Origin of the sequence: Nocardia sp. NPDC049190 (assembly GCF_040648115.1) — a bacterium.
GTDB lineage: Bacteria > Actinomycetota > Actinomycetes > Mycobacteriales > Mycobacteriaceae > Nocardia.
Genome location: NZ_JBEZDE010000004.1, coordinates 263,554 through 277,632, shown reverse-complemented (window position 1 = coordinate 277,632; position 14,079 = coordinate 263,554). Strand labels below are relative to the sequence as shown.

Sequence of the window (14,079 nt, the reverse complement as noted above, 5' to 3'; positions counted from 1 at the left end):
CCGGTTTCCGGAACCAGGCCAAAGTTGTTCGCCTATGGCCTTTTCGCGCAGCGTCCACGCCTGACCTGCGGACCCAACACGCCGTCCTCGACCAGCGTTCCATCAGCCACGGTTCGCCGCACTCGCAGAATCGATGACTTCGGCGATCGACATCACTCCGATTCGCTGAGAACAAGACCGGGTCGCGGGCGCCTGCGTACGGCGCCGAAATGACCGACCATTCTGCACGAGACACTTGTCGACTCGGATCCGACCGACGACAATTTTTATGGCTGGATGCCAGTGTCGACGAAACCTGTCCTGCCGACTGGACGGCCCACCGTAGGCATCTCCCCCATTACCCTCGACTGCGCCGCCGTGGAACCGTCGTGGCGTGCTCGGATTTCCTGCTGTCAATACTCGATTCAGCCCCGCGACCTCGGGTGATCAGGTTCGGCACCAACGCTTCGAGGACGTACTACGCATCTGCACCCAACATCGGAGCCGGTGCGGCAACCGCCCACACACTGTGCAGCACAACGACGTACATCCACCCAAGATGCGGTCCGAGTCGGTTCGTTGCAGCCCGAGCCGCATGTCGATGCCGCGGTTCGCACAGCCGTCGCGCGCCTGTGCCAACGGAATCGGCGATCTTCGATGACGACGAATGTCGAATCGGGAGGTCGACGATCCCGGTCGGCGTCGGTGTTCTGGGATCCCGCGCGGTGGCGACCGCGGACGGTGGCACGACGGTGTGGTGCCTGGGTCGGTGCCACACTCCGACGACGCAGAACCGTGTGGTTTCTGGTCGTCGTCGCTGTCCTGCTGGTGATCCCGGGCATCGTCGGGGCCGTCGCCACCGCGCAGAACAGCACGGTTGTGGCGGGAACGTCCGCGATCGACGGGCTCAGTTGGATGGAGATCCGGGATTCCTCGGGGGTGTCCATGGCCGACTATATGTTCGTCACCGATCACGGCAACGTTCTGAACCCGTATAAAACGACGCTGGCATTGGTACTCGGTGTGGAGTTCGCCGGATACATGGCGATCGTGGTGCTTGCGCTCTGGGTGATCAGCTATGCGCTGACCTTTCAATGGCTCGACGTCTTCGGCCGAGCATGGACCGGCGCCGCCGACCGACTGGCCGATCAGGTCGCCACCCCCATGGTGTTGACGACAGCGGCAGCGGTCGGCGCGTTCTTTGTCGCCTGGTTCGTGGTGCGTGGACATCACGCCAAAGCGGCGATACAGGTGGCAACCATGGTAGGCGTGGCGGTACTCGGACCGACATATCTGGCGGATCCGCTGGCCGATGTGCTTTCCTCGCATGGCCTTTTGGCCCAAGGCCGCGACGTCGGCGTCTCGATCGCCGCGGGACTCAACGGCGACTCCGACCCGAATCCCCGCACCGTGGTGTCGGGTATCCAGGGAACCCTCGCGGACAATTTCGTCCGGCGGCCCTTGCAGGTATGGAATTTCGGTCATGTGGTGGATGAATCGCCCCGTTGCCGCGCGGCCTGGTCGGCGACAGTCCGGACGGGTGACGATGCGCGCGTCGTGGAAGCGATGAGAGCCTGCGGCGACTCGAGCGCCCACGCCAAAGCCACCGATCCCGGTTTCGGTCAGGTCACCACGGGGCTGCTACTGCTGATCTTCGGAACCATCGTCCTGCTCTTCGGAACCTATCTGGGTTGCAAGATCGTATGGAGCGCGTTGAACTCCATCTATCACGCCATCATGGCAATTCTCGGATTCGCCGCGGGCGGATTCATTTACGGGCCCACGCAGACGTTCCTGGTCCGCAATATTGTCGATACGTGGATGTCCGCAGGGAGGATGGCCGGCTACACCGTGTTTCTCGGTGGTTACTGCCTATTCCTGGGCGATATTTTTCATGCGGCCCGAAACCAGGTCATGACGGTATTCGTCCTCGCCGGGATAGTGATGCTCGGCGCTATCGTCCAGCTGCGACGCCTGGCCGGCAGCCTGGACAGCGGCAACAACAGGGCGGCCAACCGAGTCGCCTCGGCCCTGCAGGGCCCGTCCGGATCCGGCGGTGGTGGCGGTGGTCCGGGGATGGGTTCGGGAGGTGCCAAAAACTCCCTCCCCGCTGCACTACTCGCCAACCTCGCCACAGTGAGCACCCTGAATTCGAGCCCGATAGTGGGTTTGCTCATGGGGCGCAAATCACCGTTCGACCCCGACACGCGGCTGAGGTACCGAGGGGAGCTAGCGATGCTCAGGGACCGCGAGCAGCTCAGGGCCGCCGCGGTCGATGCAGGCAAACGAGGCGGCGGCATAGGCACCGCTCGAGGTGCCGCCGCTGCCGTTCACGGTGTGCTCGAAATGGGCGGAAGCCTCGGTAACGCTGGTGCCGCCCTCGTCGCTGCCAAATTCACCGACAGAAATCAGATCTACACAGCCCTCCGGCTCCATGCGAGGGTACTGCGCGACGCCGAGGACGAAACTCTCCTGTCCAAGCCCGTCGGCAGACTCGTCACGGCATTGCGACTCGCCGAGACCGAGGGCCACTCGCCGGCCAGTCTCGCAACGCTCGAGGGGTTTGCGCTGAAGTTTCGAGAAGCCAACGGGGAAAGGGTCATTCCCGGCCTCACGGATGCGGAGCGGATCCGAGTCCACAATTATTTCGCGGATCCCACAATGGAAGAACTACATGCGATAAGAAAAATGGCGACCGAAGAAAAGGGCGCCACACTCGACAGCGGCGGCCGCATGATGGCATACATCGGGACCGAACACGCCAGACGATCCGCGGAGGCGGTTGAAAGCCTGATGCAGGCGCCGGCCGATCCCACCCGGTGGAGAGCGGTCCAAGCCGAGATCAGCGCCGCCCAGTACACCGACCTCTGGGCGTCCGGCGTCAACAGGACCCCATGGAACGCACCACCGCGACCCTGATACCCGTCCAGCCTGCTGATACCGCCAAGGCAGAGAATCAACGGTCAGCCAGCAGACCTCGCACACCGCGTGACGACCTATGGGCGCGCCGGGTCGACGACTGTTGGTATCTACCAGAAGATCCACCCATGGAGGCAAGCGTCTGGCATGCGCTCCTGGGGGGTCGATCGACGACCGCGCCTTCCGACGGGGTCTCCGATTGGGCGGGCACCGACGCTGACGTCCGAAGCCGATGATTTGGCGCCGCGTCGTTCCGCGGCACCGCTCTCGAGTCGATCAGCCCGCCCCGGTCAGCGGCCGACGCGGCGCAAGGCTGCTGGAATCCGCGGCCAAGTCGAAGCTTCGCCCCTGTGGATCTCCGGCCCCGGCGAACGACCGGGCCGGACCACCGCGGTGTCGACCTGGCGAGAGACGAATACCCTCTGGGGACTCGGCCTCGGACTCCCGGTTGTTCCGCTACTCGAGCGGAAACCGGGCGGCCGCTACCCCCTGTCGTGCTCGCGTCTGGCCACTTCTCGAGCGAACTCGCGCCGGGTGTTCGCGATCAGCTCTTCACCGGCGCTCGGATATGCCAGGACCATAGCGATCAACGCATCTTCGACATGAGGCCCGAGGCCCGTTCGACAACAGGGAGTCTGTCCCTCCAGCGCCCCGGCCAGACTGAAATCGAAGTTACGCCGCACCTGGTCGATGGGCAATCCTGCGCGTTTCACTTCAACCCTTCTCTCCGCCATTCCGACTCCTCCTCCACCGAGGTTCGATACAGCGCTTGCGCGCCTTCGCCGGAACGGACACCGAACACAGTGCTTCTCAACGGCTCCGACCTCCATATGCCGGCGGTCATCTGGTCCCGGCTCCGCCCACCACGAGCCGAATGTGCGAGCGGATGTCAGCGAGGTCGGGACCAGCACCGTGGGCGTGCTGAAGGGCCATACCGAGGATGATGGTCAGCAGGAATTCCGCTGTGGCTTCGGACCGTGACGGATCGCAGGCATCAACCTTGTCGAGGAGTTCGGACAGGGATTCACGCAATCGTGCCCGTCGATGGAATACGGCGCTCAGGCACGCATCATCGATGAACCTGAGTTCGATGTAGAGGGTGATCCAGCGGGGCCGGGACACAATGAGGTGCGCCCACGAGGTGAGCATGACGATCAGGTCGTCGATGTCCCGCGGCTGGCGCTGGTGCATTCGGTCGATAGCGCGACGGCACAGGCGCTCTGTTACCTCAGCGGCCAGCATGCGTTTGCGGGGATAGAGCCGTTGGACAGTCCCTCGGGAGAGTCCGGCACGTTGCGCGACCATGTCGGTGGTAGTGGCGTGCAACCCATTGCGGAGGAAGAGCTCGGTCGCCGCATCGAGTACACGGCCGCGAGTGGCCTGTACGCGAAGCAAACGCGTCGTGGATGTCATCGGATGTGCTGCCTGTCAGGTCGGAAATTCAGTGTGCGGACACGCAGGTACGGTTCTGGTTCGCACCGATACACGGACGAACGGAAAGACACGGACCGGGAAGGGCGGATACCTGGGGGTGGACACCGAGTGCGCGTGTTGGGGGGAGGAAATAGCACTCGATGGAGTCGACCACAGCGGGTGGAAGCGTTGCCTGACGCCAAGCGCCGCTCACGACACGCAGACCGAGCGTTCAGCGGCGCTTCGTCAGTTGTCTGCGAGCGATATTCCGTCGCGCCGCCATACGACGCGATCGACACCGGACGGTTCGGGGATGCAGTCGGAGGGTCTGTGCCACAGTTCAACCCTTCCACTTCTCCGACCGACTCAGCATGGGGCAAATCCCTACACTGTGAACCCGTGCCCTGCACCTACACGGCGCCGGCCCGCATCAGAACTCCGCAGCCGGGGATGAACTGCCGAGAAATCCTGTCGGACAACAGTTCACGAACCAGCTCCATGGTGGCTGAAGTACCGTCGCGGTGCGGTTCGCACACGAGCGACCAGTACCCCCCTCGCGGCGGACCTGGATGACGTGCGCCGCGGTCGACCTCGACGATGTCGCGGGTCTCCACCACAAAGCCCCACCCATGGAAGACAACCGAGACCACCGCCTACCTAACTATCGTGCTCGCGTCCGGCCAATTCGCGCGCAAACGCGCGCCGGGCATTCGCGATCAGCTCTTCATTCCCGGCCGGGTAGGCCACCACTATCGCGATCAATGCGCCCTCGACATCGGGCCCGAGGCCCGTGCGAGAGGGTGGCGCCAAGCCTTCCACTGCCCGGGCAAGACCGGAATCGAAGTTACGCCGCACCTGATCGACCGACAATCCTCTACCTCTCACATCAACCCTTCTCCCCGCCACTGCGACTCCGCGGCGTCCACCAGTGTTCGGAACAGCACCTGTGCGGGTTCGCTAGCACTGCCGCCGTTCAGCTCCACATCGGTGAATGCCTCGGGCAAAGCCTCGATCGGATCGAATTCTCCCCGCCAGAAACTGTATCCGCTCAGCTGAGCACGCCATGTCCGATACGACTCCATGATGCCGCCCCCGGAGAGTCGGCTACCGTCGGTCCGGAGATAATGTTCGAGCAGATCGGAATCAGCCCTGCCCACTGCCGCCGACCGACCTGAAAAACTCAGGGCATGACCGAATTCGTGAACTATCGCGCTGTATGCCGGCGGTGCGGGCATCGAATTGCAATGGCCCCGCTGCACCGCATCGCGCACCGCCGTGGACAGCAGGTTTCGATCTGTGGCGAATCTGTCGGAGAAAAGTATCCTGGTTCCCTTGACGCCGCTGTGCCGCAACACATCTTCCAGTGCCTGAGCGATATCTCCCTCCACATTGCTGATTTCCACCGACAAGATCTTTGTGCGCGGATACTTGGCGAGCATGTCGTCCAGTGCCGAGGAGATGTCGCGGACCGTGTCCGTATCGACGCCAGGCATACCGAAGCCATACACCTCGAACCCGTGACGCTCTGCCAGCTCATCTCCGATTCGCCGGTTGAGAGCCGAGCGGTCTCTCCGGAGCGGCGGACCGGAAGGGGCGTATCAGGACCGCTCGATCGTCGGAATTCAGGCTGCGGCGGAGCCGTTGACACACCGTGTACAGCAGCAATACGCCGCGCGCCGAGCTCCTCGGTGGACACGGCGTTGCCGGCAAAATTCCGAAGTTCCGCGGCCGGGAATTCGACCACTCCCGCATCATGCGCCGCGAACCTGCTCAATGAACGACTGATCCGTTCGGCACCACTACGGATCGTTCGGGATATCCCCTACATCGAGCCTCGAGTACTCCTGCAGACGGCGACATCATTTCGCTGGAATCGGCGCCGAACGAAAGACTCGGAGTTGTCCGAGGCCTCTCATCTCCTTGCGTCGTCGGTGATCTCGACTGGCGACAAGTGGCCTATACGCGACGAGGAAGTCGACCGCGGGGGTTGGTAGTGTCGCCTGGCGCCAATCGCCGCACCCGATCCCCCGCAGGCCGAATTACCGCGTTACTCGGACGTTATCTGTGATCGGTGTGCCGTCGAGCCGTCATCCGACCCGATCGGCATCGGGCAGTCCGCGGATGCCCGATGGGCGACCACCACTACACGACGCGTACCCCATACCTGGTGAACCAGTCGTCCATACCCACCAGATAGCTCGCCTGTTGGGTCGCGGTCCAGTCCGAGAAGTCCCCGGCATTGGTATCCAGAAATCTTGATACCGCGGCCTTGTCCAGCACCTCGCCGAGAAAGGAGTCCCGGACTTCGATTTTCTCCCGCAGGCGTTCGAACATCGCGCGCTGATATCCGGCAGTAATCGACGCCGGATACCCACTCTTGCGACGAGACACGACCTCGCTGGGCAACAGGTCGGCTACCGCCTCGCGGAGTACGCCCTTCTCGATGCCCCCCGTGCGCTTCATCAGCCGCGGAATATTCCACGCATACTGTACGAGGTTGTGGTCGAGAAACGGTACGCGAACTTCCACGCCGGACGCCATCGACGTCCTGTCGGCGCGCCGGAGCAGGAAGTTCAGATAGAAATCGAAGGTCAATGCCGATACCTGCTCGATTCGCCGATCGAGCCCGACGAGATCACTGTCCGGAACCCGTTCCAGCGCAGACTGATAGCAGGTTTCCAGATACTCGTCGGGCTTGATGTCGGCACGCGCCGCCGCACCGAGAAGACCGATGATCGGCCGGTAGGTCCGATGCCACGGAAAGCCATCGTGCTGATAGTCCTCGGCGGTGTGGTACCAGCGATATCCGTGGAACAATTCGTCTGCGCCCTCGCCGCTGAGCGCCACCGGCGCAACCTGGCCGATCCGGCGAAAGAGCGCGATCAGGGATGTGTTGAGGGTGCCCAACGAGGGCACGTCCATGGCGGTGAGCGTCGCGTCGTGCGCGGCGAGCAGATCGTCGGTGCTGACGACAACTGTCTCGTGACGTGCGCCGACATGCTCGGCCGTCAGCAGCGCATAGGGGTTGTCCCGATCCACGTGGAAGGCCGATACTCCATAGGCGACACCGCCAGGAGTCTCCACCGCGTGGTCGATGTCGAAGCTCAGCAGGCCGTCGACCCGCTCGGCAGCGAGCGCGGTGACCGCCGCGGAATCCACGCCGCCGGAATTCAGCGTGCACAGCGGCCGGTCGGCCACGACCTGCCGGGAAACACTGTCGGACAACAATTCACGAATACGCTCGATGGTCGCGGGAGTATCGTCACGGTGCGGTTCGCACCCGAGCGACCAGTACCGGCGTGTGCGGATCCCGGCACGGCGGACCTGGACGACATGTGCCGCCTCGACCTCGACGATGTCGCGGAACACCGTGGTGCCCGGCACGGTCATCGGCACCAACGCCACCAGCTGCGCCAGCCCGGTTCGATCGACCGTCGCCTCGATCGCGGGATGCGCGAGCACCGCCTTGAGTTCCGAGCCGAAGACGACGCCATCCGCCAGTGCCGCGTAGTAGAGCGGCTTGATCCCGAGGCGATCACGGGCCAGCAGCAGCCGATCGTCACGTTCGTCCCAGATCGCGAAGGCGAACATACCCGACAGTTCATCGACACAGGCTTCGCCCCATTGCAGATAGGCGCGCAACACGACCTCGGTGTCCGACCGCGTTCGGAACTCATGCCCCAGCGCGCCGAGCTTGCGGCGCAATTCGGGGCAATTGTAGATTTCACCGCCGTACGTCAGAGCGACCGATCGGCCACCGATGACCTCCACCATCGGCTGCATCCCGCCGGATCGATCGATGATCGACAATCGGGTGTGCCCGATCGCGGTGTGATCACCGATCCAGCTGTTCGCGTCGTCCGGTCCGCGATGCGACAGGGTTCGGGTCATTCTGTCTATGACCTCGCCACCACGGATTCGCCTCGACCAGTCAACATATCCGGCGATGCCACACATGAACGAACTCCATTTTTCCGTTGATCTCTTTATTAGATGCTCATCCGGCCCTCCCGCCGCCGGCGTCGACGAAACGTCGAGCCCGCCCATGTCGGGAATATCAGATGATGGATTCTTCGGTTGCCCTCCGCAACCGGGAGGGGCGACGCCGAGACCTGTTGCCCGGCTGCACAATCGAAACCTCACTCCAGGCCGAACGACCGATCTGCCAGCGGCGATTCCGCAAGACCGTCGAGGCGCCCCACTGTTGGCTCGCGTCGATGGATCGACGCTGTCGTCACGCTCCTGATCACCTCGGAGCGACCGCGATACCGCCGCCCGTCCGGGGCGGACAGCGAATCGACAGCATCTTGGCCACTTCACGACGCTCCCACACCGTCGCTGGAAACGACATGGGGGAAATGCCTACGCTGGTCACGAAGGCAGCCACCTTTTTGGTGAAATGGCAAGGCTCATTCACCCGTAGGCCGCTCTACCGGACGTGATCGAGAAGCTCGGATACCACTATCGAGTGCCCGGGTCCTCTTCCCGGCGCGACAACCCACTGGCGCGCAGGACACGACGCGCGATGCCCGCCCGGATGGATTGATCGGTTCCGATGATCCGCACGTGACGGCGAGCGCGGGTGATCGCGGTATAGAGCAGTTCCCTGGTGAGCAGGGTCGATTCCGGCTCGGGCAGCACGATGGAGACCGTGTCGTACTGACTGCCCTGGCTGCGGTGGATCGTCATGGCGAACACCGTCACTACCGCGGGGAACTGCGTGGGGTGCACCAGATACGGGTCGCTGCCTCGTTGCAGCGCCGCACGGAGCGATCCGTCGGGCATACGCACGACCACGCCGGTGTCGCCGTTGTAGATACGCGCCTCGTGATCGTTCGCGGTGACCAGCAGCGGCTGCCCCGGGTACCACGGCGCCTGGAACGAATCGGGTCCGGCCCCCGCCGCGGCGGCCCATTCGGCAGCCATGCGGTCCCACCGTTCGACACCGAAACGTCCCTGGCGGTGTGCACACAGCAACCGGTGCGATTCGAGTGCGGCGAGCGCGCCCACCGCATCACCGTCCAGTGCAGCCGCCGTCCCTGCGCGGGCGGCCCGAACGACGTCGTCGCGCACGGCCGCCATATCGTCGGGCGCACCCGACGACAGTTCGGCGCCTCCCGCGCGCAGGAGTTCGAGCGCGGTGTCGGCGTCGCCGGCGCGCACCGCGACGGCCAGGTCGGCGATCCGGCCGCCGAACCTGCGGCCGCGCGTCAGCCGGACGATACCGCCACGCAGACGGGTCCGCTCCGACACCGTCAGCTCCGAAGGCGATTCGGCCACAGTCGCTTCCGGGCCGATGATCCGATCCAGCACCGGGTTGGGCGTGCTCGCGACCGGGCCGGCGACGAGGTCGGCGAGCACCGCCCCGGCGTCGACCGAGGCCAGCTGATCCGGATCGCCGACCAGGACCAGTCGAGTGTCCGGGCGCAGCGCGGCCAGCAGCCTGCTCATCATGGTCAACGAGACCATCGAGGTCTCGTCCACGACGATCACGTCGTAGGGCAGCCGGTTGAACTCGTGGTACCTGAACCGCGTGGTGCGGCCGCGCTGCCACCCGAGTAGTCGGTGCAGGGTGGCGGCGGTGAGTTCGGGCAGCCCGAGGGACTCGGCCTGTTCCCGCACCGCCTCCTGCAGCCGCGCGGCCGCCTTGCCGGTCGGGGCTGCCAACGCGATGCGCAGAGCAGGCAATTTCGGGGTGGCCTTGCGGTGGTGCGCGTCCAGCAACGCGACTATCCGCGCAATGGTGTGGGTCTTGCCGGTACCGGGCCCGCCCGCGACCACGGTGGTCCAGTGCGTCGAGGCGAGTGCGGCCGCGAGACGCTGGCGGTCCGGCGTAGCACCGACCGGCTCGTCGAACAGCCGGTCCAGTTCATGCCGCACGATGTCCGGGTCGAGTACCGGGTGATGCCTGGATCGTTCGGTGAGCGCCCGCCGGATGGTTTTCTCCTGCTGGTAGTACCGGTCCAAATAGAGCAGCGGCCCGGCGTCGCCCGCACTCTGGGATTCGACCAGCCGCAGCGGCCGCAGCGGTCCCGCCGGTCCACCGCGCACCAACGGGCTGACCCGCAGTGCGGCTACCACCGCGGCGATGTCCGGCCACGGCAGCGTTGCCGGATCGATGGCCGCATCCCAGGTTTCATCGGCGTCGACGCCGATGTCCCGCATCCGGTGCAGCTCGAGGCACACCGAGCCGGACCGGACCGCGCGCACAGCGAGCGCCGCGGCGAACAGCACCTGCTCGGACGACTCCCGGCCCAGTCGGCCCAGCCGAAGCGCCACATGCACGTCTGCGGCCGACAGCACGCCGGCCTCGTTGAAGGTGCGCAACAAGCCGGTTCCGCGTTGCGCCACCTGGATCGAGGTCATCGTCGGTCCGCCCCGGCCAACAACGCCGACAGCGCGACGATCAGATCGGCCGGCGGATACCAGTCGAAGACGCCACATCCCGCGGGGGTCGCCGGTCCGATCATGCCCCGCACGAACAGATAGCGCGTGCCGCCGAGGTGACGGGCCGGATCGTAGCCGGGCAGTCGCCACCGCAGATACCGATGCAGTGCCACGGAATACAGCAGCGCCTGCAACGGATAGTGAGAGCGCAGCATCTCGGCGGTCATACGGTCGCGGGTGTAATGCGCGACGGTCAAGTCGCCGGTGCCGAGGCGGTTGGTCTTGTAGTCGACGACGACGAACCGCGAGTCGGCGCCCTCGGCGACGCGCAGGACGGCGTCGATACTGCCGGTCAGGTAGCCGCGCAGCGGCATGTCCGCCAGCGCCGCGAGGTGGTCGGCGTACCCGAACAGATCATCGTCCGGGGACAAGTGGACGCGGAGCAGTTCGGCGATCCGCCGCAAGGTCGCTGCGGGGGCGCCGGGCCGATCGCCGCCCGCCAGCGGCAGTTCGAATTCCAGCTCGTTGAGCCGGTCGCGGGACGGGATGTCGGCAAGGCAGCCACGATCGAGCGGGGTCCGCAGCACCGCGAGCAGCGCGGTGGCGAGCAGATCCGGGTCCGCCTCGGCCATCAGTTCGTCCACGGCTGCGTGGCACCGGATGCGCACCTCGGCGTCCAGATCCGTGGTGTCGGTGTCGATCCGCTCCAGTACGCCGTGCACGAGAGTGCCGAACTCCGCACCGTAGGGCAACGCGTTCATCAGCGACGCGGCCCCGGCCGGATCCGGCTCGGATTCGGCGATCGGTCGGACACCGCTGGGCTCATCGGCGGTGCCCCTGGCGTCTTCGGGTTCGCTCTCCTCCGCCACCGCGGGTCCGTGCGCCGAGGCGGTCAGCGCCGAATACGAGGTGCGCCGCCAGTGCTGATCCACAGCGCGATCGAAGTGCGCGGACGCCAGCTCACCGGTTCCGGGTTCGGTGCGCACCCGGTGTGGCCCGACATCGTCGGCGCGGGTCACCGCGGTCACCGAAATCGCCCCGGGCGCCGCTCGGCCCGCCCACGTCGAAAGAGCTGACGGCACAACAGCATCCGCAGGAACCGCGGCACGGCCGGGCACCACCGCGGTGCCCTCCGGCCGCCCGAACACCATCCGGTGCAGCGGTGCGGCCGCCGTACTGATCGCAGGTGCCCACCAGGCGACGATCTGGCACATAGCCCTGGTCAGCGCGACATACAGCAGCCGAAGCTCTTCGCCCGCCTCCTCGGCTTCGCAGCGATCCTTGCGTTCGGCGTATCCCGGGGCGTCCGGACCGCCGACATCGAGCACACGCGTTCCGTCATCGGTGTGGAACAGCAGCGTCGCCGGATAGGGATTCTTCGCGCTGTCCCAGGGGAACGGCAGATAGACCACCGGGAATTCGAGCCCCTTGCTGGCGTGTACGGTCGCGATCTGGACGGCGGCGTCGTCCCGGTCGAGCCGACGACTGCGGTCGGCGACGGCGCCGGAGGCGGGATCGCGCACCCGGTCGGCCAGCCACCTGGTCAACGCGGTCAGCCCCAGTCCTTCGGCGAGCGCAACCTGATCGAGCAGTTGCGCGATATGGCGCAGGTCGGTGAGTTGTCGCTCGCCGTTCTCGACGGCGAGCAGCCGCTGCGCCAGCTGTGCTTCGGCGCAGATCTTCTCGAAAACCGCGGCGAATCCGGCGCGGGTGAACAATCGCGCGGCGTCACGCAGTTGCGCACTGAGCCGACCGACCAGATCCGCTCCGCCGCGGTCCATCTCGGCCGCGGTGCGGCCGAGTAGCGGTGTGCACGCGGCCAGGCGGACCCGGTCGCCGCGGTGCGGCTGTTCCAGCGCGCGCAGCAACCACAGCCAGTCGGTCGCGCTGCTCGTCGCGAAGACGCTGGTGCCGCCGGCGAGCACGGAGGCGACGCCGACCCGATCCAGCGCGGCGCGCACGACGTCGATTTGTGACCTGGTGCGCACCAGGACCGCGATATCGCCGGGCCCGATCGGCCGATGCGCTGCGTCGGGTGGCGGACACTCGTCCGAATCGGTCTCGACGGCAACGGGATCGGCGTTTGTGTCGAGCTGAATACCGGATTCGAGCAGAGCGACGATATCGGCGGCCACATCGGAGGCGACCTCGGCCCGCAGACGACCGACGGCAGGGAAGCCGGACTTGTTCAGCGGCCCGGCGCCGGTCCGCGGAAGACACCGCAGCCGCATCGGCGTGGTGAACTCCCCGGGACCGGACAACCGCGACCACTTCCTGGTCGCTGCGACCGGGTGGACGCTGATCTCCTCGTGCCCCAACGCGGCACCGCCTTGCAGGTGCTGCAGCGCGGCAAGCAGCCCCGCGTCGCTGCGCCAATTGGTGGTGAGTTCCCTGCGGGTATCGGCATGCGCGACCGCGTCCAGATAGCTGAGCACCTCGGCGCCGCGGAAGGCATAGATCGCCTGCTTCGGGTCACCGACCAGCACCAAGGTGGTGTGCCCATGGAAGGACCGACGCAGAATGTTCCACTGTAGCGGGTCGGTGTCCTGGAACTCGTCGACCAGCACGACGCGATAGCGCGCCCGGATACGGCGGCACGCGCGTGGGCCGTGCTCCGGATCGGCGAGCACATCATTCAACAACACCAGCAGGTCGTCGAAGTCGCGCAGCCCGGCACGCCGTTTGCGCCGCTCGGTCTCCGCTCGCACCGCGTCGGCGAATACCGCCCGCTCGCCCGCTGCGGACCCGTCGTCCGGGATGAGCACCGCATGCCGGTCGCGGACCGCGGCCAGTGCCAAGGTGCGCGCTTCTTTCAACGAAAACGGTGGTTCGGCGCGGGCGTACCGGTTCAGGTACAGATCGTCGGCGACCGTGCCGACGAGATCGTCGACGGTCTCCACCAGCCTCGCGCCGGGATCGTGTTCGCCCGCGAGGCCGAGCTCGTCGAGCATGCGCTGGCAGAAGCTGTGGGTGGTGGCGATAGTGCCGGCGTCGAAATCCGACAGCGCTGTCAACAGCCGCCGCTGTCGCCGACGCACCTCGTCGTCGTCCGCCCGCGCCAGATACCGAACCAGCTCGTCTGCGTGCGCCCGCGCCGAGTTCGGATCCGCCAGTCCCGTCGCGACCGCGACGAACCGGTCGCGCGTGCGTTCGCGCAGCTCCTGTGTCGCCGCCCGGCTGAACGTCACCAGCAGCACCTGCGACACATCGATGCCCGCCTCGGCGACGTACCGCACGGCGAGCCCGACGATGGCGTGCGTCTTACCGGTCCCCGCGCTGGCTTCCAGCACCGTAGTCCCGCTCGGTAGCGGGCCGTACGGCTCGAACCGGTCGGCGGCGGCGAATCCTGGCGCGACGAACGAGGTCTCCTGCACGGTCATG

8 protein-coding genes are annotated in these 14,079 nt (G+C 65.9%); 1 reads left to right on the top strand and 7 read right to left on the bottom strand.

Features of this window, described 5'->3' with window-relative positions:
- Positions 1–774 precede the first annotated feature (774 nt).
- Positions 775–2,898 carry a hypothetical protein gene (locus AB0B25_RS06600; protein WP_357175681.1) on the top strand — a complete coding sequence of 708 codons (2,124 nt, stop codon included), beginning with the start codon at positions 775–777 and terminating at the stop codon, positions 2,896–2,898.
- A gap of 482 nt (positions 2,899–3,380) precedes the next feature.
- Here AB0B25_RS06600 and AB0B25_RS06595 read toward each other — a convergent pair whose 3' ends face one another.
- The 7 genes from AB0B25_RS06595 to AB0B25_RS06565 all read right to left on the bottom strand — a co-directional run bounded on the left by AB0B25_RS06595 (position 3,381) and on the right by AB0B25_RS06565 (position 14,078).
- Complete coding sequence (locus AB0B25_RS06595) at positions 3,381–3,632, bottom strand: hypothetical protein (protein WP_357175678.1); 252 nt, start codon at positions 3,630–3,632, stop codon at positions 3,381–3,383.
- Positions 3,633–3,738: 106 nt separating this feature from the next.
- Complete coding sequence (locus AB0B25_RS06590; RefSeq protein ID WP_357175675.1) at positions 3,739–4,311, bottom strand: TetR/AcrR family transcriptional regulator; 573 nt, start codon at positions 4,309–4,311, stop codon at positions 3,739–3,741.
- Between the two features lie 657 nt (positions 4,312–4,968).
- Complete coding sequence (locus AB0B25_RS06585; RefSeq protein WP_357175672.1) at positions 4,969–5,181, bottom strand: hypothetical protein; 213 nt, start codon at positions 5,179–5,181, stop codon at positions 4,969–4,971.
- A gap of 11 nt (positions 5,182–5,192) precedes the next feature.
- Positions 5,193–5,804: a hypothetical protein gene (locus AB0B25_RS06580; RefSeq protein WP_357175670.1), complete on the bottom strand. Its 612-nt coding sequence runs from the start codon at positions 5,802–5,804 to the stop codon at positions 5,193–5,195.
- A 649-nt stretch (positions 5,805–6,453) separates the two neighbouring features.
- Positions 6,454–8,358, bottom strand: coding sequence for an asparagine synthase (glutamine-hydrolyzing) (gene asnB, locus AB0B25_RS06575; RefSeq protein WP_357175667.1), 1,905 nt, complete (start codon positions 8,356–8,358; stop codon positions 6,454–6,456).
- 414 nt (positions 8,359–8,772) lie between these two features.
- On the bottom strand, positions 8,773–10,677 hold the full coding sequence (recD, locus tag AB0B25_RS06570; protein WP_357175665.1) for an exodeoxyribonuclease V subunit alpha: 1,905 nt from the start codon (positions 10,675–10,677) through the stop codon (positions 8,773–8,775).
- Entirely contained in the window at positions 10,674–14,078 is a 3,405-nt protein-coding gene (locus AB0B25_RS06565; protein WP_357175663.1) for a UvrD-helicase domain-containing protein, read from the bottom strand. Before AB0B25_RS06565 ends, recD begins: the two co-directional genes overlap by 4 nt.
- Position 14,079: the final 1 nt, after the last annotated feature.